The following is a 20,978-nucleotide window of genomic DNA, read 5'->3' on the forward strand; positions in this document are numbered from 1 at the left end:
TCAGGCGGGCGTCGGCTCCACGGGACCGGGGTCGGCGTCGGCCTCCGGCGCCGGGTCCTCGCCGCCCCGCTCCAGGAACTCCTCGCGGATCTCCCGCGGACCGAACGGCCAGATCCGCTCGCGGCGGGCCCACAGCACGAACGCCGCGCACCCCGCGCCGAACCAGGCCAGCGACCATTCGATGGGGTGCCGGCCCGGCGAGTTCCGGTCCGCGTAGCCGTAGATGACGAGCCATCCGGCGAGCGCCAGCAGGCTCGGCAGCGGATACAGCCACATCCGGTACGGCCGCCGCAGCCCCGGCTGGCGGCGGCGCAGCACGGTCACGGCGGCGATCTGGCCGAGCGCCTGCACCAGCACCATGACCGTGGTCAACAGCTGGATGAGCGTGGCCAGATCGGTGTGACGGCCGATCAGATAGCCGACGCAGCCCATCGCCCCCATCGTCAGCAGGCCGAGGACCGGGAAGCGGTGCCGCGGGTGCAGCGTGCCGAACGGGCGGAAGAAGACCTTCTCCCGGGCCGCGTTGTAGGGGATGCGGGACCCTCCGAGCAGCCCGGTGAAGACGGAGGCGACGGCGGTGACGAGGATCAGTACGGTGACGGCGTCGGCGGCCCCCTTGCCCCAGGTCCGCTCCATCACCGCCGAAGCGACCGACGTGGACGCCATGTTGTCCGGGTCGAGCATGTCCTGCCAGTCGACGACGCCCAGGGTGCCCACCTGGAGCAGCAGGTAGATCGCCATGATGCCGAGGATGGACCAGATGATGGAACGGGGCAGGTTGCGGCCGGGGTTCTTGATCTCGGCGCCCATGTACGCCGTGGTCCAGTAGCCCCCGTAGTCGTAGATGCCGATGGTCAGCCCCGCCGCGAAGCCGATCCAGAAGTGGTTGGACGTCAGCTCGAAGGAGTGCGCGGGGTATGTGAAGGCGCGGCCGGGGCTGAAGTTGGCGTACGCGGCGACGATGACGAGGAGGACGGCCACGATCATCACGCACCACATGACGGTCGTGATCCGGGCCATGTTCTCCACCCGGCCCCACAGCAGCGCGACGATGCCCACGATCAGCGCGAGCCCCACGAGGTCGCCCTCCAACTGGCTCATGCCCGGCCAGAGATAGCCCAGGTACTGGGTGAAGCCCATGACGCCGCTGGCCATCCCCAGCGGGAGGTAGAGCATCGACGTCCAGACGAACAGGAACGGCAGCAACTTGCCGGTTCTGTACTGGAAGGCCTCCCGCAGATAGACGTAACTGCCGCCCGCGCCCGGCATGGCGGCCCCCAGCTCGGCCCACACCAGCCCGTCGGCGAGCGCGAGCACCGCCCCGGCGAGGAAGCCGATGACGGCCTGCGGGCCGCCGAACGCCGCGACCATGAGCGGGATGGTGACGAAGGGCCCGATGCCGCACATCTGGCTCATGTTGATGGCCGTCGCCTGGAACAGCCCGATCCGGCGGACGAATCCGACCTGCCCGTCCGGCTCGTTCGCTCCGTCTGCCATGGCGGTGCCTGCCTCTCGTAGCGCGGTGGGGTGCGGTGACTGTGGCGCCGGGGTCACCACCGAGTCAAGACTCGTGCGCGGCGGGTCGTGACCGGTGGGAGGGGTTCCGCTGCGCAGAGCATGACAATCGCCACTCTCGCCGCATTCGCGCAGACGGGGGCGCTACAGTGGCCCGGCCGTGGTGTTCGGGAAGACCGGTGAGGAGCCTTTGGTTCCGAGTCCGGAGCGGCCCTCGCCACTGTGATCGGGGAGTTACCGTCCCGTTCCGCGTGCCCGGCCGGGGACCTCCCCACGGCGCGCGCGGAGCCACTGGCAGCATCCGGCTGCCGGGAAGGCAGGGGCGGGCGCGAACGAACCCGTCAGCCAGGAGACCGGCCACGGCATCTCACGAACGGATTCCACGAGGTGCTGGAGCGTGACTCTCAGATGACCCTGCCCACCGCTGCCCCCGGCGGCACCGCGACCGCCGTCCGGGCGCCTTCGTTCCGCTGGCGCCGCGAGGACACCGTGCGCACCGCCGTCCTGCTGGGCGTCATAGCCCTCCTGCATGTCGTCGCCTTCGGCGTCCTCTTCCTGCTCGTCGTCCCGAACCACTACGAAGTGGGCTCCAAGGTCTACGGCGTCGGCCTCGGCATCACCGCCTACACCCTCGGCATGCGGCACGCCTTCGACGCCGACCACATCGCGGCGATCGACAACACCACCCGCAAGCTGATGGCGGACGGCAAGCGTCCCGTCTCCGTCGGCTTCTGGTTCGCGCTCGGCCACTCCAGCGTCGTCGTCCTCCTGACGCTGCTCGTCAGCGGCGGCACCCAGCTCGCCGGAAAGCTGATGGACGAGGACTCCACGACCCACCAGACCCTCGGTGTCGTCGGCACGAGCATCTCCGGCGGCTTCCTCTACCTCATCGCCGCGCTCAACCTCGTCGCCCTCGTCGGCATCCGGCGCATCTTCCGCGCCATGCGCCAGGGCCGCTACGACGAACGGGAGCTGGAGCAGCACCTCGACTCCCGCGGCTTCATGAACCGCATCCTCGGCCGCTTCACCAAGTCCATCACCCGCTCCGGCCAGATGTACCCCCTGGGCTTCCTCTTCGGCCTCGGCTTCGACACGGCCACCGAGGTCACCCTGATGGTGATGGCCGGCAGCGGCGCCGCCGCGGGCCTGCCCTGGTACGCGATCCTCTGCCTGCCGCTGCTCTTCGCCGCCGGCATGAGCCTCTTCGACACGCTCGACGGCACGTTCATGAACTTCGCCTACCAGTGGGCGTTCTCCAACCCCGTCCGGAAGGTCTACTACAACCTCACCATCACCGGTCTGTCGATCGCCGTGGCCTTCCTGATCGGCACGATCGAGCTGGTCGGCGTCCTCCACGAGAAGCTCGACATGGACGACCCGGTCAGCTCCTGGATCGCCGCGCTCAACCTCGACAACGTCGGCTTCGTCATCGTCGGCCTGTTCGTGGTCGTCTGGGCGGCGGCCCTGGCGTACTGGCGCTTCGCGAAGGTGGAGGAGAGGTGGGCGGCGCGGTCGGCCGCCGCGGAGGGCTGAGACCCCGTACCGCCGGGACCCGGAGGCGTCACCGCCGCCCGGCTCCCGGCCCGTCCTCCTCCGGCGCGATGTGCGGCAACACCCGCCGATCGGGCGGCAGTCGGGGGAGCACCACGAGCCCCACGACGGTGGCCAGGGCGCACGCGAGCGCGCCGAGCCCCAGGGCCACACGGGCCCCGAGCACGTCGGCGACCGCGCCGACGACCGGCCCCCCGACGGGCGTGCTGCCCATGAACATCACCGACCACAGCGCCATCACCCGCCCCCGGAAGCGCGGTTGGCTGGTCATCTGGAGCGTGGTGCTCACGGTGGCCAGGAAGAAGGTGCCGGCCGCACCCACGAACGGCAGCGCCACCAGCTCCGCCGTGAGCGTCGGGACGAGGGACGCGGCGAGGATCGCGAGGCCGAACCCGGCCGCCGCGCAGGTGAGCGGCAGCACCCCCGCCCGTCCCCGGAGCGTGACGGCCAGACCGCCGGCGACCGCCCCCAGCGCCATGGCGGATGTCATGTATCCGTACGTCCGGGAACCGCCGTGCAGATCGTCCACCGCCAGCAGGGGCAGCACCACCTGGAACTCGTAGGCCAGCGTGCCGACCACGGCCAGCATCAGCAGCGGCGCCCAAAGCCCTGTTTGCCCCCGCACATAGCGCAGTCCCTCCCTGACCTGCCCCGGCTCCCGGGCCACCGGCGGCGTCGGCCGCAGCCGGCCGGCGCGCATGAGGGCCAGCGAGGCGAGGACCGCGACGAAGCTCGCGGCGTTGACCAGGAAACAGACGCCCGCGCCCGCCACCGCGATGACGACTCCCGCCACCCCGGGACCGATCGCGCGCGTGGCGCTGACCATGACGCTGTTGACGGAGACCGCGTCCCGGATCAGGGCCCGGCCGACCAGTTCGGGGACGAACGTCTGGCGCGTCGGGGTGTCGACCGCGTTCACCACCCCCATCAGCAGGGCGATCACGAAGACCTGCCACAGCCGCACGGCCCCGGTCACGGTGAGCACCCCCAGCCCCAGGGCCAGCAGCAGGAACGCGGCCTGGGTGAGGAACAGGAGCCGGCGCTTGTGCGCCCGGTCGGCCACCAGCCCGCCGTACGGGCCCAGCAGCAGCACGGGCAGGAACAGCGCGGCGGTGCTCAGCCCCAGCACCGTTCCCGAATGCGACAGTTGCAGCACGAGCCATGGCTGCGCCACCGCCTGCATCCACGTCCCGACGAGGCTCAGCCCCTGCCCGGCCAGATAGAGCCGGAAGTTCGGCTCCGCGAGCACGGCCCGCACCCGTCCCCGTACCACGGTCGGCTCCTGTCCGTCGCCCGGCCCCGGCGGCACAACGACCGCCGTCGCCGCCGGGGCACGAGCGCCCGCCCGGACGGAGCAGGCGGGCCGCCGGGGTCAGGGCGGGGAGGCCCGGTCGTCGGGCCGTGGCTGCGCGATCATTTCGAGACGGCTGATCCGGTGAATGGCGCGGTGGATGACGTCGGGTGCGGCGTCGGTCGTCCGCAGCAGACGCCACCGGGAACAGACCGACGCGAGGATCACGGCCATTTCCGTCAACGCGAAGGTGTTGCCGATGCATTGCCGGTTCCCCGCTCCGAACGGAATGTAGGAACCGGGAGGGAGATCCCTGACCGTACGGTCCAGCCAGCGGCCCGGGGCGAAGGCCTCGGGGTCGGGATAGACGGCGGGATCCCGGTGGATCGCCTCCGCGCTGAAGAACAAGGAGGTTCCCGCCGGGAGCCGGACGCCGCCGAGCGCCACGTCCCGTACGGCGCGCCGGGTGATCAGCCAGCCCGGTGTGTACAGCCGCAGGGTCTCCGCGATGACACAGCGGGTGTAGCGCAGTCCGGGGAGATGCCGGTGGGTGACCGCCCGGGTTCCGCCGAGGACCTCGTCCAGCTCGGTGTGCAGGCGGTCCTCCACCGAGGGGTGCCGGCCGATCTCGTAGAGCGCCGCGGTGAGCACCGCGGCGGTGGTTTCGAATCCCGCGGCGAGCAGGGAGACCAGTTCGTCGCGTACCTGGACGTCGACGCGTACCTGTGCGTCGACTTCGCCGGAAGGGGCGTTACAGGGGGCCTCCAACAGGACGGACAGCAGTGTTCCGCCGTCCGGATCCGTGGACGGGGGCGTGGACCGGACGAGTTCGTCCAGGGAGCCGCGGAGCCTTTCGGCGGCGGCGTCGAAGCGCCGGTTCCCCGGCGTGGGGAGCCTCTCCCACCAGTCGGGCAGGAAGGTACGGGTGGTCACGCCGTGCAGCACGGTCCGCAGCGAGCGCCGCATCTCCGCACCGGCCCGGGGCGACGCGGTGGTGGACAGCAGCGCATCGACCACGATGGTGAGGGCCAATTCCTCCAGGGTTTGGGCCAGTTCGACGCGGGTGCCGGGCTGCCAGGCGGCGGTCATGGCACGGGCCTGCCGTGCCATCCGGTCGGCGTAGCGGGTGATCCGGGCAGGGCTGAACAGGGGCTGCATCAGACGGCGTTGCCGCAGGTGGAACGAACCGGCGGAGGTGAGGAGGCCGTTGCCGAGGAAGGGCCGGGTCTTGTCGAAGAGGCGGCCCTTGTCGAAGGCGTCCGCCTGCTTCACGAGCAGGGAGTGGACGAGGAGCGGGTCGGTAACGACGTAGGCGCGGGACGGTCCCACGCCGATCCGGACGATGCCGCCGAGGGAGCTCAGCGAGGTGAAGAAGGCCGTGGGGCGGGTGAGGACCGGGATGGTGTGACCGAGGAGGGGGAGCCGCGCGGGGGCGACGGGGACCTGGGAGAGTTCCATGGGTCTGGCTCCTGTTCCCTCGGGCCTACGGCAGGAGCCGGAGATAGCCGGGCATGTCCGCGGGGGGCGGTCCGCCGGCGTAGGACACGGGCAGATTGAGGACCATGTAGCCCAGGTAGGCGACGTTGGCGATGCCGATCCCGGAGAGCAGCCGGGCCCATGTCCGGCCGCGGCGGGTGAGGAGCTCCGAACCCTGGAACGCCCAGATCTCCCGCCCGCCGATCCGCGCCCAGTGCTTCATGGCGACCATGGGGGTGACCAGGCACAGGGCGATGATGAGGACGCCGGTCAGGGGGAGTTGGTACCAGTGGCCGCCGAAGAGGGAGAAGCTCCGGATGGCATGGTTGTAGCTGTACGAGCCGCCTTGCAGGTAGAGGGTCTCGACGGCCGTCGAGGCGACGACGGCGACGGCGAGAGTGACGAGGACGAGACGGGTACGGGTCCAGCGCTCGCGGAGCCCGACGATGCGGCCGATGGCCGGGTCCGCGGCCCAGTACCAGAAGATCGTCATGCCGTAGGAGAGGCCGGACGCGGCGAACAGCGTCTCCACTTGCTGTTCCGGGTGGGGGCCGTGCCACCCGGGGAGGTAGGGACCCCAGGAGGCGACATGGATCATATAGCGGTTCTGAGTGGCCATGATCTCGCGGTAGTTGACGAGCGGTGCCTGCCACAGGCCGGTGAGCCAGCCGAGGTAGAGGGCGGCCTCGAAGGTGATCTCCCGGGCCCTCCGGCATCCACGGACGACCTTGACGGCGACGGCGACGAGGGCGAGGAGCACGATCCCCTGGAAGACCCAGGAGAAGACCTTCCGGCCGGTGGAGATGTGATAGGCGCGGGGAGCGACGGGGTGCCATCCGCCGTCGACGAGCCAGGGGGTCAGGACCGCGACCGCGGCCAGGACGGAGAGCAGGCCCGCGGCGGCGCACCACATGACCGGCGTTCGCCAAACGGCCGTCCCGTGCGGGCCGTTCAGCCGGATTCCGGCGGTTCGTCGGGTCATGGCGCTTGCCTCTCTGGCGGTGTCCGGAGCTGCTGCGGGTGACCGGTGGCGGTCGCTGTGACGTGGAGCCACTGGCGGTAGGCGGAGAGGTGGGGGTTGTCGTGGGGGCGATAGCGGACGGTCGCGCGGTCCCACGCGTCCGCGGCGTGCATCAGCGCTTTCATGGTGGCGACGTGAGCGCGCAGGCCGTCGTGGTCCGTTGCGGGGGCGCAGCATTCGGGCAGGCGCTGCTCCAGGTACTGGAAGAACGCCACCTGGCGGTGGATGCGGGAGATCAGGGCGCGGACGGCCCCGGCCCGGTCGAGACCGGTGGTGCGCTCCAGGACCAGGAGGCCGTTCTCGGTGTCGCCGTGCGCCTCTTCGATCTCGACCGAGCAGATGTCGTTGGCGAAGACGCACACATCGGTGGTGACAGTCCGCATCGCCTGGACGGCCGGGGAGTCGCGGAGGGCATCGGGGAGTTCGTACCCGCCGGTGGATTCGCCGATGTCGAGCCAGATCTGTGCGGCGATGGTGACGCGGCGGATGCGGAGGTAGTCGTCGAGGTCCAGGGATCCGCCGGCCCGGCGGCGTGCGGATTCGTGGATCGGGCCGGCGATCCAGCCGTGCCAGTTGCGGGCGGCCCGGGCCTGCCACGCGGGGCTCATACGGCCGCTGATGCGGTGCCACAGATCGAGCCAGGCGGCGACGAGGGGCGGTGCCCCGGCAGGAACCGTGGGGGCGGGCAGGCGGGTGACGACCTCGCGGAGGGCGCGGCAGCGCCGTTCGGCCTCGTCCGGGTCCGCTCCCGCGGGGCCGGTGAACTGGTCGTCCCACAGGGCCATCCAGCACAGCACGTCGTGGCCGAGCGCCAGGCCGGCCGCGTCGGCGTCGGGCAGCATCCGGCCGGTGCAGTCGGCCAGTGCCATCGCGAACAGGGCGCGGAGGGCGGTGGTTCCGGCGAGCCGGTGCGCGGCGGCCCACCGCGCGGTGTGGGCTTCTGCATGGGCGACATGGGGGCTGACGCGGGCGGGGAACGGGATGCCGAACTCAAGGTCCTGGGGCATGGGTGTTTTCCGGAGGTCGTCGGCCGGAGGGCTGTCGGTCGGAGGGTTGGCGGCCGGAGGGTTATCGGCCGTGCCGGCGGTCGCGCGCCGCGTAGGCGTGCAGGGCCAGGGCGAAGTCGGCTTCGCCGAAGTCGGGCCACAGGGTGCCGGTGAAGTACAGCTCCGCTTCGGCGGTCTGCCAGGGCATGAACCCGGACAGACGTTGTTCTCCGGAGCTGCGGATGAGCAGATCGACCTCGGGCTGTCCGGCGGTGGACAGATGCTGGGCCAGCTGGTGTTCGATGACGCTCCTGGAGCGCGGTGGGCCGTCGTGCCGGAGCAGGGTCAGCGCGCGCACGGCGTCGACGAGGTCCCAGCGGCCGCTGTAGGCGATCGCCACGTTCAAGGTGGTGCCCGGCAGACCGCAGGTGCGCTCCTCGACCTCGCGGAGCACGCGGACCTGATCGGAGGGCAGACGCTCCAGGTCGCCGATGACGCGGATGCGCCAGCGCCCTTCGGCGGCCATGCCGCGGACGCCTTCGACGACCGCCCGGAGGATCTCCGCGACCGTGCCGGGATTGCGGTACAGATTGTCCTGGGAGAGCGCCCACACCGTGACGAAGGGTATGCCGGCCCGCTCGCACCAGGTCATCAGCGCGTGGACCCGGGAGGCACCGACCCGGTACGCGTCGACGGCGGGGCAGTGGTGCCGGTCGGCCCAGCGCCGGTTGCCGTCGAGGATCACCGCCAGGTGCCGGGGCACCCGCGGGAACGAGCCGGAATGCGCGGCGCGGGCCTGCTCCCGCGGCCTGCCGCCGTGGTGGAGGACATCCGTCAAGTCGCCCGGCAGGGAAGGCGCGTGATGCTCATCGGTGGTTTTCGCCCGGGTCGTTTCGCCGTGCCCGTCGCCATGCCCTTCACCGCGGCCTTCACTGTGGCCAGGGTCCTGCAGGATCTGCCGATGCGGATGCCGTCCGTGGTGACGGCCACCCTCCGGCGGCGGACCGCCGGGGCGGGCGGTCTTCGCCGGGGCGGCCGGGGGAGGGGCGGTGACCGGCAGCAGAGCAGGCGACGCCATGACAGACACCTCATATTCCTCGGACCGGCCACCACACGCCGCCGTCCGGTCGGAAACACCATGGGTCCGGGCGCCCACGACGGGCGGCCGCACCCCCATGACCCGCACGGGAGAATCCCCCTGGACGCAGGGTGCGCGAACCTGTCGAACCCGTGCGCCTGTGAACACCAGCACGTCGTTCTCTTCACCGCATTGCCCACTCAACTCGTCGCAGCCGAGGCCAACAAGCCGGGCCAGGGGGCGCTTTGGCCGTCACAGGGCAAACATCCGGAGCTGAGTGTGCCCCAGGCATAGACCGTGCGGAGTTGCTCCATCCGCACTCCTGTGCGGCACGAGGTGGCAGCCAGGGAACACCGGCGCCTTCGAGGCATGCGCGACGTCCCGAGGCGAGTGACACGGGAGCGGAGCGAACAACGTGGAGCGAACAACGTGAAGTGAACAACTCCGAACCCGCGCCCCTGCCGCTACCGTGAGGAAGTATGGAGCGCGAGAAAATCACCCTCACCGGTGCCCCGGAGACCATGCTCGCCACCCTCTACGGACGGGCGCTCGACAGCCGTTCGCCCCGTTCCCTGCTCCACGACGACGCGGCGTTCGAGGCGGTCCAGCGGATCGACTACGACTTCCACCGCACGCGGATGACATCCGCGAACGCCGCCCAGGTGGCGATGCGGGGCAAGCAACTCGACGACTGGACCGAGGCGTTCATCACGAGGAACCCGGGGGCCACGGTGCTGCACCTGGCCTGCGGACTGGACACCCGGGCCCAGCGGCTCGCGCCCCCGCCGACCGTCCGCTGGGTCGACGTCGACCTCCCCGAGGTTGTCGACCTGCGCAACCGCCTGCTCCGGGCGCCCGAGGGCGACTACCGGACGATCGGCACTTCGGTGACCGAGGACGGCTGGCTGGAGCAACTGCCAGCCGACCGGCCGACGGTGGCGGTCTTCGAGGGGCTCTCGATGTACCTCCGGGAGGAGGAGGGCAGACGTCTGATCCGCCGGATCACGGAGCACTTCCCCGGCGGAGAGCTGCTCTTCGACGCCTTCGACTCGCTGGGTATCCGCCTGCAGCCCCTGATCCCCGCCGTGCGGAACTCCGGGGCGATGCTCCACTGGGCCGTCGACGACCCGCGCCAGATCGAGCAACTGCACGAGGGCGTGAAGCTCCTGCGGTCGGTACGGGCTCACGAACTGCCCGGAATCGACCGGCTCTCGGCGCTCGACCGGTTCGGTGTGTGGGCGATGGGCAGGACGCCCCGGCTGCGCAACTCGTGGCGGATCCTACGTTTCCGCTATTGAGCGGGGTACCGAAACCCGTGTGCCGGTGGGCCTTTCGGGCTCACCGGCACACGGATGTCATGGAGACCAGTTGTCAGCGACGCAGATCGCAGCCCATCTCGGTGGTGAGGAAGTGGTTCGCGTCCTTGGCGTAGCTCTTCTCCAGCTTGGTGTAGAAGCCCGCACGCCCGAAGGACCAGGCGACATTCGTCTGCGGCACCGCGTTGAGCGTCGGCGCCTTCTGGTAGAAGTCGTCGAGGTGCTGCGGGAGTTCCGGCAGGATTTCCGTCCGGCCGCCGTCGGGAACGTTCAGGCTGTAGAGCGCCCAGCGGTGCAGTTCGGCGTGCTTCCAGCTGAACGTCATGCCCAGACAGGCGGTCCGCGCGAGCGAGCTCATCATGTGGGCGGCGTCGGGGGCACCGGCGAACGAACCACCGGTCTCCCGCACGAGTTCACGCAGCCATTCCTCGGTGCGGCAGTCCTCCTCGATGATCGGGTAGACGTTCATCGTCTCGCTCTGGAAGTCGGAGGCGACGAAGAACACCCGGCGGAGGCCGTGGCGGGCGAAGAATTCGGCGTGCGCGCGGACCGAGGCGGGAAGCGAGGGAAGGTCGAAGAGTTCCTCGACCGGCCGCACCCCGGTGAACGTCCACACCTTGGCCAGACCCCGGCCGACCTCGAAGTCGAGGCCGGCCTGCGTCGATCCGGAGAACGCGTCGAGCGCCTCGCGCTGGAGCCGCCCGACCGGTCCGTCCTCCCGGCCGACGAAGCCGTTCCGGCGGGCGATGTCCAGGAGGTCGTTCTCCCACTTGTAGAAGAAGCGGTAGTAAAGACCGTCACCGGGCTTGGTGGTGGTCTTCAGCTGCACCACTGAACGGTTCATTTCGTCTTCGAACACATCGAGGGCCTTGCGGACCCCCGCTTCGTCGAAGGGCGTTGCCATGTCGTCGGCCGTGCTCTTCAGGTCGGCGAAGAACCTGTCGGAGCTGTAGGCGACGGCGTCCACGGACTCGATCACTGGTGTTCTCCTGTACGGGGTCCGGCGACCGGTCAGACGATCTGGACGCGCTGGAGGCGACGGGTGGAGTCGCCACGGAACGGGTTTCGGCCATGGACCAGCGCGTTGTTGTCGACGACGACGACGTCGTTGTCCTGCCACTCGTGGGCGTAGCAGACGCTCGGGTCGTGCAGCCGCCGGGTGAGGTCCTCCAGCGCCGCGGCGCCCTCCTCGGGCGAGACGCCGTCGACCGTCAGGAAGAGCGGGTTCAGATACTGCTCCGGGGGGAGGGGCTCGGCGAAGCGGATCGTCCGCTCGCCGGTGACCGGGTGTGTCGAGAGGAGGCGCTCGGTCACCTGGCCGCCGTAGTGCTCGACCTTGTCCGTCCGGTAGGTGATCTCGATCTTCTCCCACAGGGTGATGTCACTGGGGCTCGCCTCCCGCAGGACCCGGGCCGTGTCGGAGAAGACGGTCTCGCCGCCCCCTCCGGCCGGCGGTGCCTGGAGGCACTGGAAGAGGAAGAACCGGGGCGTCGAGGCGGCGAAGGCCCCGTCCCAGTGGAACGGGACGTCGCCCTTGGTGAAGAGGTAGTTCTGCGGGTCTTCCCTGATGTCGAGGTCGAGCACGTGCCCGAAGTGCCACTCGAGGAGCTCCCCCCAGCCCCGGCAGTACTCGACGAGTTCGTCCTTCGGCAGCATGTCCAGGCCGCGTACGACGAGCACACGGTGCTGGAGGGTCAGCTCCTCAAGCTCTCCCACCGGGATCGCCCGAAGGTCGTCCCCCCTGTCCGCTGCGTCCAGGATGGCTCCGAACGGCTGGAGTTCGGTCACCCCGCCCCCGATTTTGCTGTGCGGCACGTCAACTTCTCCTCTGTTCGTGCGTAGTGGAGGTGACGCTAGGGGGGCCGGTACGGAAAGGCCCCTGATATGAGACGGGTTGGCTGAAAAGCCTCGCTAGTATGTCCGATTCCGCCCAGTGGTATCCCCTTGGATCCCGGCAGGTCGAGCCATCCGCCGACGGCGCGCCCGAAGTTGCGCGCGGGGAGGACCGCCCGCGCCCGCCGGTCGGGCCGCTCTTGCGGAATCCCGCGTTCATGGTGATCTGTCCGGTGCGGGATCGTTGCGGGGACGCAGGGGGAATTCCGGGAAGGCCGCGCCGGGGTTCGACGCGGCCGAACGGGTGAAAGCGCCGGCTCCCAGGAGATATGGATGAAACGTTTCTTCGAAGAGGTGAGAAGGGTCCGCGGAGATCGCCGACGCAATGTGATGATTGCCTGCCCGTCAATATCCCTTGACTCTTTGTTGGCCCTCCCCGACGCTCATGGCAGTTCGCGTACCGAGCGAACAGCGCTCGGCGGGCGGCCGGGTCGTACAGGGGGTCAGGATGAGAGGTCTCCCTTCTCTGAGTGTGGCCGGAATCGGCGCATTGCTCGTTCTCGGGGGCGGCGGGGGGCTGTTTCCGATGGTGTGTGCCGCCGGCGCGCCGTATCCCAAGGGGAGTTCCGTCGCGGCGCCGCCCGGCAATGCGAGCTATTCGGCCACCGATCTGCGGAGCGGCCGTTCACGGAAAGGCACTTCGCGGAAAGGCACTTCGCGGTCCACGGAGAGGCCCGGAGGACGGAGCGGCGCGCAGGCGGACGGTCTGGTGCGTGGTCCCGGGTCCTTTCCCACGGACCGGTCGTTCCAGATCACCTGCGACGGGAGCCGGTGGTTCGTCTTCGTCGACTGCACGGACGGATTCCGGTACACGTTCGGTCCGTTCAGCGGCGCGCTCCGTGTGACGGCGGTCTGTCCGCTCGGTGCCAGGGCGACCGGGGGCGGCGCGTTCGCGACCGACCCGTCGGGCACGCCCTAGGCCCCCGGCAGCCCGGCCCCCGTGCACCGTACGTCCGCCCCGGGCACCGCCCCGTCCACCAGGTACGCCGCCACCGTGTCGTCGACGCACGCGTTGCCGCGGCTCGCGAAGACGCCGTGGGAGTAGTCGTCGGCGAGCGTCACCAGGCGCGAGCCCGGGAGGGCCGTGGCCATGCGGCGGGCGCCGGCGAGCGGGGTGACCGGGTCGTGGTCCGAGGCGACCAGGAGCACCGGAGGGACGGACGGTCCGCCCAACTCCGTTCGGTGGGACGGGCGGTGGTGCCAGTACGCGCATGCCGACGCCTCGATTCCGGTCAGGACCGGAAGCGGGTCGAGGCGGCGCAGCCGGCGGGCGTCGGCGGTGACGCGGGCGGGGTCGGGGCCCGGGCCGTCGGCGCACTTCACGACGCGGTTGGCGGCCTCGTAGTTGCGTGAGTCGGGGGCGTCGAACGGGGTCGCCGGGCGCAGGCCCGAGACGCTGCCCGTGCGGAGATACGTGCGCAGGCCGTCGCCCAGCGGCGCCCATCGTTCCGTACGCCCGAGGGCGCGGTAGACGGTGCGGTCGAACTCGGCCGGGCCGAAGCCCCGGACGGGTCGGGTGGCCAGCCGGGCGCGGGCGCGTTCGTAGGACGCGCGGACCGCGCGCCCGGTGTCGCCGAGCGCGAAGCGCTTTCCGTGGCGGGCCAGCCAGTCCAGCAGCGTCGTCCGCTGCCGCAGCATCGCCTCGGCCTGCATCACGTCGAAGTCGTACCAGGGCATCGGTGCCACGACGCTGTCGAGCACCATCCGCCCGGTGTGGCGGGGGAACAGCGCGGCGTACGCGGCGCCGAGGTAGCTGCCGTAGGAGACGCCGAGGAAGCCGATGCGCTCCTCGCCGAGCGCGGTGCGCAGGTCGTCCAGGTCCCGGGCGGTGGCCTCGGTGGACAGGTGGGGCAGGGCGGCGCCGGCGCCGGACGCGCAGTCGTCGGCGAGGCGGTGGAGCCGGTCGGCCAGGGTGCTTTCGGCGGCCCGGGTGCGGGCCACGGGGTCCGGTGCGGGGGGACGGAAGAGGCCGCCCATCGCACCGCAGCCGACCGGCGCGCTGCGGCCGACGCCGCGCGGGTCGAAGCCGATGACGTCGTAGGCGCGGCGCACCCGTTCGGGGAGTTTGGCGCGCTTGGCCACCGCGTACGCCAGGCCGGCGCCGCCCGGCCCGCCGGGGTTGACGAGGAGGACGCCCCGGTGCTCGGCGGGGGTGCCGGTGGCCCGGACGCGGGAGACGGCCATCCGCAGCGCGGGGCCGTCGGGGCGGGAGCGGTCGAGGGGGACGGTCAGCGTGCCGCACTCGACGCGGGCGGGCGCGGCGGGCGCCGGCATCGTGTCGGGGCACGGGCCGAAGGCGAGGGAGGGGGCGGCGGCGGAGGCCGTTCCGGTGGGGGAGAGGGCGGCGGCTGTCGCGAGGAGTGCGCAGAGCAGGGGGACGGTGCGTTTCTTCGCGGTGGGTTCCTTCACGGTGCGTTTCTTCACGGGCTCGCAATCGGTGGCGCGGGGTGCTGACGGGACAGCAGATGACAATGACAATCATTATCGATACGGTATGCCCGGTCAAGGCGCACCGCCGTGTCACCTCGCCGTGTCACCTCGCCGCGGTCGCGCCGTCGTGGTCGCCCCCGTCATGAAGGAGAGCCGTTGTGGGACACCTGCTGATGGTCGAGAGCTGGGTCGGATCGATGAGCAGGCTGCTGCCGCGCGCCATCCAGGAGGGAGGGCACTCCTTCACGTTCCTCACCCGCGACCTCCACCACTACCTGCGCGGCGCCCCGGAGGGCGTCCGGCACCCGCTCCTCGGGGCGCGCACCGTCGTCAACGCCGAGACCAACGACCTGGACACGCTGCTGCCGCTGGCCGGGCGGCTGCACACCGCCCTCGGCTTCGACGGCGTCCTCACCTCCTGCGACTACTACCTCCCCGCCGCCGCCCGGATCGCCGCCCGCCTCGGGCTGCCCGGCCCCCCGGCCCGGGCCGTCACCGACGCCTGCCGCAAGGACGCCACCCGCCGCGTCCTCGGCCGGGCCGGCGTGCCCGGGCCCCGCTTCGCCCTCTGCCCGGACCTGCCCGCCGCCCGCGCGGCCGCCCGGGACCTCGGCTACCCCCTCGTCCTCAAGCCCGTCGACCTCTGCGCGGGCATGTACGTCCGCCGGGTCGCCGACGAGGACGAGCTGGCCGCCGCGCACGAGGCGCTCGCCGCCTTCCCCGTCAACGCGCGCGGCCAGCGGCGCGAACCGGCCGTCCTGCTGGAGGAGTTGCTCGACGGCCCCGAGGTCAGCGTCGAAACGGTCTCCTTCGCCGGGCACACCCATGTCGTCGGCGTCACCGACAAGAGCGTCGCCGGAGCACCCGCGTTCATCGAGACGGGCCATATGTTCCCCGCCGACCTCTCGGAGGAGGCCCTGCAGGGGGCGGTCGACACCGCCGTGCGCGCCCTGGAGGCGCTCGGCCTCGACGACGTCGTCGCCCACACCGAGATCAAGCTCACCCCCGGCGGGCCGCGCGTCGTCGAGGTCAACCCCCGCCCCGCGGGCAACCGCATCACCGAACTCGTCCGCCACGTCACCGGCGTCGACCTCGCCGCCGCCTGTGTGGACGTCGCCCTGGGCCGCGCGCCCCGGCTCGCGCCGCGCGAGACCGGACTCCGCAGCGCCGCCATCGGCTTCCTCGTGCCCGAGGCCGCAGGCACCCTCGACCGCATCGAAGGGGCGACCGGCATCGCCGGCGAACCGGGCGTCCTGGAGGCGGACCTCCCGGCCCCCGGCGCCACCGTGCGCGCCGGGGGCAGCAACAACGACTACCTGGGCCACATCATGGCCGCCGACCCCGAGGGGCCGGGTGCCCGCCGCCGCGTCGAGCAGCTGCTGTCCGGCCTGCACCCGCGGATGGTGCGCCGATGACCGCTGCCTGTCCCACCGCCACCTGCCCCACCGCCACCTGTCTGGCCGACCTCGAACTCCGCGCGAAGAACGGTGACTTCGGAGCGGATCCGGGCACCCTGCGCGTCAGCACCGCCTTCGTCACGAGCCAGTGCGTCCGCCACTCCGGCCGCAACGGCGGCTACCGCAACGAGGTGCTCAGCCTGCGCGTCGGCGCTGCCGTCGGCTCCTGCGCCGTGGAACCCGGCACCCTGCCCGACGACGCGTCCGCCGCCTGCGCCGGCCGCCCCGTCGGTGAACTCCTGGAGCACCCGCTCGCCGCCGTGCGCACGGCGGCCCTGGACGCGTACCTGATGCACGTCCTCCCGCACACCCCCGCCAACGGGGCCCGGCCCTGGTCCCTGCCCGCCGGCGACTCGCTGCGCAAGTCGCGCGCCCGGGCCCGCGCCGTCGTCGGCCTGCTCGGCGCCGTCCCCGGGCAGCGGGTTCTCGTCGTCGGCGTCGTCAACTCCCTGCTGGAGGCGCTGCGCGACCGCGGGCTGGCCTACGAGCCCTGCGACCTCAAGGGCGGGACGACCGAGTGGGGCGAGAAGATCCGCACCGACGCCACGGCCGTCGCCGACCGCTGCGACGCGTTCCTTGTCTCCGGCATGACCCTCGGCAACGGCACTTTCGAGCCGCTGCGCGAGCACGCCGCGCGGCACGGCAAGGAGCTGGTGGCGTTCGCCCAGACCGGCAGCGCCGTGCTGCCGCGGCTGCTCGGCGCGGGGGTGAGCGCCGTGTGCGCCGAGCCGTATCCGTTCTTCTGGCTCGACGGGGGACGGGGCGTCGTCCACCGCTACGGAGGCATGCCGTGACCCCCGCCCTGTGCACCGCCCCGCGCGCCAACCACGACCTGCTCGGACTCCTCGGCCGCACCCCGCTCACCCGCGTCACCACCGAACTCCCCCTGCCCCACCCGGGGTTCTGGGCCAAGCTCGAAGGGCTCGGCGCGGGCGGCATGAAGGCCCGCGCGGCCGTCTCCATGCTCACCCGCGCCCGGGAACGCGGCGAACTCCGGCCCGGCGCCACCGTCGTGGAGTCCACCTCCGGCACCCTCGGCATCGGCCTCGCCTTCGCCGGCCAGGCCCTCGGCCACCCCGTCGTCCTCGTCGGCGACACCGGGCTCGAACCCCCGATGCGCCGCCTCCTGCGCGCCCACGGCGCCGGGCTGGAGATCGTGGACCGGCCCGCGGCGGAGGGCGGCTGGCAGGCCGCCCGCCTCGCCCGGCTGCGCGAGGTGCTGGAGCGCCACCCCGGCGCGTACTGGCCCGACCAGTACAACAACCCCGACAACACCGCCGGTTACGCCTCCCTCGCCGCCGAGCTCACCGCCGCCCTCGACCACCTCGACATCCTCGTGTGCAGCGTCGGCACCGGCGGCCACAGCGCCGGGCTGATCGGGCCGCTGCGCCGCCGCTGGCCCGCACTGCGGCTCGTCGGCGTGGACGCCACCGGCTCCGTCATCTTCGGCCAGCCCGCGCGGGCGCGCCTGATGCGCGGGCTCGGCAGCAGCATCCACCCGCGCAACGTCGCCCACGAGGCGTTCGACGAGATCCACTGGGTGGGCCCGGCCGAATCCGCGTCCGCCTGCCGCCTGCTGGCCCGCGGCGCCTTCGTCAGCGGCGGCTGGTCCACCGGGGCCGCGGCCCTCGTCGCCGCCTGGGCCGCCCGCGTCCACCCCGGCGCGGTCGTCGCCACCGTCTTCCCCGACGGTCCGCACCGCTACCTCTCCACCGTCTACGACGACGACTTCGCCGCCGCGCACGGCCTGGACCTCGCCGCGGCCGCCACCCGTCCCATGGAGATCCCGCACCCGCGGGCGGTGGAGGCGACGGGATGGGCGCGGTGCGCATACTCGGCGCATTGTCCGCCGAAGGAAGGGACCGACCAGTGAAGACCTCTCTCCGCACCACCCGCCTCCACCTCGCCGAACCCCTGCGCATCTCCCGCTCCGTGATGGCCGCTCGCGACGCGGTGTGGCTGACGGTCGAGCACGACGGGATGCGCGGCCACGGCGAGGCGGTGACCAGCGTCCACTACGGGCTCGATGCCGCCGCCGTACGGAGTGACCTGACGGAGTGCGGGCGTGATCTGGCGCGCTTCGGCTCGCCCGAGAGCGCCCTGGAAGCCGCCCGCGACGGCGGCCTGCTGCCCGACGGGACGCCGCCGATCGCCGCCGACGCCGTCGAGGCCGCGCTGTTCGACCTCGTCGGCAAGCGGGCCGGAACGCCCGTGCACCGCCTGCTCGGCGCGGAGTCGTCGCCGGCCGTCCCCACGGCCCGGACGCTGGGCATCATGGACGCCGGACGAGCCGCGTCGCACGCACGGTGCCTGGCCGAGGCGGGCTTCACGGTGCTGAAGGTGAAGGCCGGTTCGCCCGATCCGCAGGACGACCTCGACCGCGTCCGGGCCGTGGCCGGGGCCGCGCCGCGCGCCCGGCTGCTCCTCGACCCCAACGGTGCCTGGACCTTGCGTCAGGCGCGTGAACTCCTCCCGCAATTCGCAGAGTTGGGCGTCGAGGCCGTCGAACAGCCCGTCGTCCCCGGCGACCCCGAGGCGCTCGCCCGCCTCGCCGAGACCTCGCCGCTACCGGTCATCGCCGACGAGGACGCGGCTTCTCTGGAGGACGCCCGCCGCCTCGCCGGACGCGTCCACGGCGTCAACGTCAAGCTCGCCAAGTGCGGCGGCCTGTCCGCCGCCCTGCGCATCGCCGAGGCGCTGGACGGCAGCGGCACGGACCTCATGCTCGGCTGCCTGACCGCCAGTTCGCTGGGCATCGCCCCCGCCGTCCACCTCGCCGGCCGCGCCCGCTGGGCCGACCTCGACGGGCACCTGCTGCTCGCCCACGACCCCTGGCGGGGCATCGGCGGCACCGACGGCACCGTCCGGGCCGGGCACGCACCCGGCCTCGGCGTGTACGAGGCATCCCCGCAGATATCCCCGCAAGGAGCGACCGCACCATGAAGACCTGGCACGAGATACGCGGCTTCCCGCCCGCGATACGCCTCCTGCTGGTCAACCAGCTCGGCGTCAACACCGGCTTCTACCTCCTGATCCCCTACCTCGCCACCCACCTCGGCCAGGACCTCGGCCTGTCGGCCGCCGCCGTCGGCATCGTCCTCGGCGTCCGCAACCTCAGCCAGCAGGGGCTCTTCATCCTGGGCGGCTCGGCCGCCGACCGGCTCGGCGCCCGGGGCGTCATCATCGCCGGATGCGCCCTGCGCACCGTCGGCTTCGCGCTGTTCGCGCTCGGGGACGGACTGGCCGTGCTGCTGGCCGCGTCCGTGCTCAGCGGGTTGGCCGGGGCCCTGTTCAACCCCGCCGTCCGCGCCTATCTCGCGCGGGAGGCGGGGGAGCGGCGGGTCGAGGCGTTCGCCCTCTTCAACGTCTTCGCCACCGCCGGGGCCCTGCTCGGGCCGCTGCTCGGCAGCGCCCTGCTCCTCGTCGACTTCCGCGTCTCCGCGCTCACCGCCGCCGCGCTCTTCGCCCTGCTCACGGTCGCCCAGGCGCTCGTCCTCCCGGCGCGGGAGGCTCCGCCGCCCACGGGGGCCTCCGTCATGGCCGACTGGCGCGAAGTCGCCCGCGACCGGCGGTTCCTGGCGTTCTCGCTCGCCCTGGTCGGGATGTTCACCCTGGAGAACCAGCTGTACCTGCTGCTGCCGCACGGCGCACGGCGCGCGACGGGGTGGGAGGGGGCGGCCGGGATCCTGTTCCTGGTGGGCACGCTCGCCAACCTGGCCTTCCAGGTACGCATCACCTCCGCGCTCAAATCCCGTGGGAACAGGGCAAGTTGGATCGGCTCCGGCCTGCTGCTGATGGGCCTGGCGTTCGTCCCGCCCATGACGGCGGCGGGGCCGGTGCCGGTGCTCCTGAGCGCTCTGCTGCTGTACCTCGGGGTGATGGTGGCCCAGCCGTTCGTCATGGAACTCGTCCCGGAATTCGGGCGACCGGAGCTGACCGGCACGTACTTCGGCGCCTTCTACGTGGTGTCGGGCATCGCGGCGGCCGTCGGCAACGCGGTGGTCGGCCGGGCCATGGACACGGGCCGGGAGTGGCTGCCGTGGGCCTGCTGCGCGGCGCTCGGCACCGCGTCCGCCGCCGCCGTCGGTGTGCTGCGCCGACGCGGCGCCGTGCCTGCGCCTGTGCCCGCGCCCGTGGCGGTGAACGCATGACCGCCGCCGCGAACTTCCTCACCGACCATCCGGAGCTGTACGAGGCCCGGTTCCCCGACCCGGAGCGCGTCGCCGCCCGTTGGGCGGAGCACTGCCTGCGGCGGTACGGGGCGCCGGGACGGCGGGTGCTGGACCTCGGATGCGGTACGGGCCGGGACGCGGCCTGGCTGCACGGGACGGCCGGGCGCCGGGTCACCGGGGCCGACCTGTCCCCGCAGATGCTCTCGTACGCGCGGACGCACCACGTCGGCCCGTCGTACGTCCGCGCCGACCTGCGCGACTTCGACCTCGGGACGGGGGCGTTCGACGCCGTCGTCTGCCTGGACAGCGCGTTCCTGTACTGCCACGCGAACGAGGAGCTGGACGGGATGCTCGCCTCCTGCCGCGCCGCCCTGGCCCCCGGCGGGCTCCTCGTCGCCGAGATGCGCAACGGGGCGTTCTTCCTGGGGCGGACGGAGCTGCTGGACGCGCCGTCGCGCGGGGAGTTCGCGTGGCGGGGCGTGACGTACGCGCACGAGACGACGCTGTCCGTCGACCGGACGGCCCAGCTGCTGCGCCGCCGGCGCGTCTGGACGGCGGACGACGGGTCGGCGCCGCTGGAGCAACGGTCGGCCTGGCGGCTGCTGTTCCCGCTGGAGCTGCGGTATGTGCTGGGGGTGCATGGGTTCCGGGTGCTGGCTCTGCATGATGGGCCGGGGCCGCGGGTGGGGGCGGGGGCGGGGCCCCGGGTGGGAGGGGGTGCGGATGGGGATCGTCTGCATGTGGTGGCGGTGAGGGTGTGAGGGATGTGCCCCTGGCCCGCCCTTTCACCCA

17 protein-coding genes and 1 riboswitch are annotated in these 20,978 nt (G+C 72.2%); of the genes, 8 read left to right on the plus strand and 9 right to left on the minus strand.

What is annotated here, in order from left to right:
- Positions 1 to 1,497, minus strand: coding sequence for an APC family permease (locus tag AB8735_RS31415; protein ID WP_344022162.1), 1,497 nt, complete (start codon positions 1,495 to 1,497; stop codon positions 1 to 3).
- A gap of 162 nt (positions 1,498 to 1,659) precedes the next feature.
- Positions 1,660 to 1,892: riboswitch (cobalamin riboswitch) on the plus strand.
- 31 nt (positions 1,893 to 1,923) lie between these two features.
- Here AB8735_RS31415 and AB8735_RS31420 point away from each other — a divergent pair.
- Complete coding sequence (locus AB8735_RS31420; protein WP_344022164.1) at positions 1,924 to 3,048, plus strand: HoxN/HupN/NixA family nickel/cobalt transporter; 1,125 nt, start codon at positions 1,924 to 1,926, stop codon at positions 3,046 to 3,048.
- A gap of 28 nt (positions 3,049 to 3,076) precedes the next feature.
- Here AB8735_RS31420 and AB8735_RS31425 read toward each other — a convergent pair whose 3' ends face one another.
- From AB8735_RS31425 to uppS, 5 genes are all read right to left on the minus strand, one after another.
- Positions 3,077 to 4,339, minus strand: a complete 1,263-nt coding sequence (locus tag AB8735_RS31425; RefSeq protein WP_372410979.1) for an MFS transporter — start codon at positions 4,337 to 4,339, stop codon at positions 3,077 to 3,079.
- 99 nt (positions 4,340 to 4,438) lie between these two features.
- On the minus strand, positions 4,439 to 5,815 hold the full coding sequence (locus tag AB8735_RS31430; protein ID WP_372410982.1) for a cytochrome P450: 1,377 nt from the start codon (positions 5,813 to 5,815) through the stop codon (positions 4,439 to 4,441).
- 25 nt (positions 5,816 to 5,840) lie between these two features.
- Positions 5,841 to 6,815, minus strand: a complete 975-nt coding sequence (locus tag AB8735_RS31435) for a spirocyclase AveC family protein (protein ID WP_372410984.1) — start codon at positions 6,813 to 6,815, stop codon at positions 5,841 to 5,843.
- Positions 6,812 to 7,861, minus strand: coding sequence for a hypothetical protein (locus tag AB8735_RS31440; RefSeq protein WP_372410987.1), 1,050 nt, complete (start codon positions 7,859 to 7,861; stop codon positions 6,812 to 6,814). The genes AB8735_RS31435 and AB8735_RS31440 overlap by 4 nt, the downstream gene beginning before the upstream one ends.
- 61 nt (positions 7,862 to 7,922) lie before the next feature.
- Complete coding sequence (gene uppS, locus AB8735_RS31445; protein ID WP_372410989.1) at positions 7,923 to 8,678, minus strand: polyprenyl diphosphate synthase; 756 nt, start codon at positions 8,676 to 8,678, stop codon at positions 7,923 to 7,925.
- A 719-nt stretch (positions 8,679 to 9,397) separates the two neighbouring features.
- On the opposite strand from uppS, the gene AB8735_RS31450 reads away from it, so the two are divergent.
- The gene (locus AB8735_RS31450; RefSeq protein WP_372410990.1) at positions 9,398 to 10,216 is read left to right on the plus strand and encodes a class I SAM-dependent methyltransferase; all 819 of its coding nucleotides are present in this window, start codon (positions 9,398 to 9,400) and stop codon (positions 10,214 to 10,216) included.
- 73 nt (positions 10,217 to 10,289) lie between these two features.
- Here the strand turns inward: AB8735_RS31450 and AB8735_RS31455 are convergent, their stop codons facing one another.
- The 3 genes from AB8735_RS31455 to AB8735_RS31465 all read right to left on the minus strand — a co-directional run bounded on the left by AB8735_RS31455 (position 10,290) and on the right by AB8735_RS31465 (position 14,536).
- Positions 10,290 to 11,213: an aromatic prenyltransferase gene (locus AB8735_RS31455; protein ID WP_344022178.1), complete on the minus strand. Its 924-nt coding sequence runs from the start codon at positions 11,211 to 11,213 to the stop codon at positions 10,290 to 10,292.
- A gap of 32 nt (positions 11,214 to 11,245) precedes the next feature.
- Entirely contained in the window at positions 11,246 to 12,049 is an 804-nt protein-coding gene (locus AB8735_RS31460) for a TauD/TfdA dioxygenase family protein (RefSeq protein ID WP_372410992.1), read from the minus strand.
- Positions 12,050 to 13,042: 993 nt separating this feature from the next.
- Entirely contained in the window at positions 13,043 to 14,536 is a 1,494-nt protein-coding gene (locus AB8735_RS31465; protein ID WP_372410994.1) for an alpha/beta hydrolase, read from the minus strand.
- A gap of 179 nt (positions 14,537 to 14,715) precedes the next feature.
- Here AB8735_RS31465 and AB8735_RS31470 point away from each other — a divergent pair, with 179 nt between their 5' ends.
- The 6 genes from AB8735_RS31470 to AB8735_RS31495 are packed head-to-tail and all read left to right on the plus strand — an operon-like array spanning position 14,716 to position 20,947.
- Positions 14,716 to 15,972 (plus strand): ATP-grasp domain-containing protein, encoded by a 1,257-nt coding sequence (locus AB8735_RS31470; RefSeq protein ID WP_372410995.1) that lies wholly within the window; start codon positions 14,716 to 14,718, stop codon positions 15,970 to 15,972.
- Positions 15,969 to 16,808, plus strand: a complete 840-nt coding sequence (locus tag AB8735_RS31475) for a Rossmann-like domain-containing protein (protein WP_372410996.1) — start codon at positions 15,969 to 15,971, stop codon at positions 16,806 to 16,808. Before AB8735_RS31470 ends, AB8735_RS31475 begins: the two co-directional genes overlap by 4 nt.
- Entirely contained in the window at positions 16,805 to 17,887 is a 1,083-nt protein-coding gene (locus AB8735_RS31480) for a PLP-dependent cysteine synthase family protein (RefSeq protein ID WP_372410998.1), read from the plus strand. Before AB8735_RS31475 ends, AB8735_RS31480 begins: the two co-directional genes overlap by 4 nt.
- The gene (locus AB8735_RS31485) at positions 17,884 to 18,957 is read left to right on the plus strand and encodes a dipeptide epimerase (protein ID WP_372411000.1); all 1,074 of its coding nucleotides are present in this window, start codon (positions 17,884 to 17,886) and stop codon (positions 18,955 to 18,957) included. The genes AB8735_RS31480 and AB8735_RS31485 overlap by 4 nt, the downstream gene beginning before the upstream one ends.
- Positions 18,954 to 20,165, plus strand: coding sequence for an MFS transporter (locus AB8735_RS31490; RefSeq protein WP_372411002.1), 1,212 nt, complete (start codon positions 18,954 to 18,956; stop codon positions 20,163 to 20,165). The genes AB8735_RS31485 and AB8735_RS31490 overlap by 4 nt, the downstream gene beginning before the upstream one ends.
- Positions 20,162 to 20,947, plus strand: a complete 786-nt coding sequence (locus AB8735_RS31495; protein ID WP_372411004.1) for a class I SAM-dependent methyltransferase — start codon at positions 20,162 to 20,164, stop codon at positions 20,945 to 20,947. The genes AB8735_RS31490 and AB8735_RS31495 overlap by 4 nt, the downstream gene beginning before the upstream one ends.
- Positions 20,948 to 20,978 lie beyond the last annotated feature (31 nt).

This window comes from Streptomyces luteireticuli (assembly GCF_041519305.1).
GTDB lineage: Bacteria > Actinomycetota > Actinomycetes > Streptomycetales > Streptomycetaceae > Streptomyces > Streptomyces luteireticuli.

Bases quoted from the DNA above. Each gene is read 5' to 3' on its own strand.
- AB8735_RS31430 (WP_372410982.1), bottom strand. From the start codon at position 5,815: ATGGAACTCTCCCAGGTCCCCGTCGCCCCCGCGCGGCTCCCCCTCCTC.
- AB8735_RS31450 (WP_372410990.1), top strand. From the start codon at position 9,398: ATGGAGCGCGAGAAAATCACCCTCACCGGTGCCCCGGAGACCATGCTC.
- AB8735_RS31420 (WP_344022164.1), top strand. From the start codon at position 1,924: ATGACCCTGCCCACCGCTGCCCCCGGCGGCACCGCGACCGCCGTCCGG.
- AB8735_RS31495 (WP_372411004.1), top strand. From the start codon at position 20,162: ATGACCGCCGCCGCGAACTTCCTCACCGACCATCCGGAGCTGTACGAG.
- AB8735_RS31475 (WP_372410996.1), top strand. From the start codon at position 15,969: ATGACCGCTGCCTGTCCCACCGCCACCTGCCCCACCGCCACCTGTCTG.
- AB8735_RS31415 (WP_344022162.1), bottom strand. From the start codon at position 1,497: ATGGCAGACGGAGCGAACGAGCCGGACGGGCAGGTCGGATTCGTCCGC.
- AB8735_RS31435 (WP_372410984.1), bottom strand. From the start codon at position 6,815: ATGACCCGACGAACCGCCGGAATCCGGCTGAACGGCCCGCACGGGACG.
- AB8735_RS31490 (WP_372411002.1), top strand. From the start codon at position 18,954: ATGAAGACCTGGCACGAGATACGCGGCTTCCCGCCCGCGATACGCCTC.
- AB8735_RS31440 (WP_372410987.1), bottom strand. From the start codon at position 7,861: ATGCCCCAGGACCTTGAGTTCGGCATCCCGTTCCCCGCCCGCGTCAGC.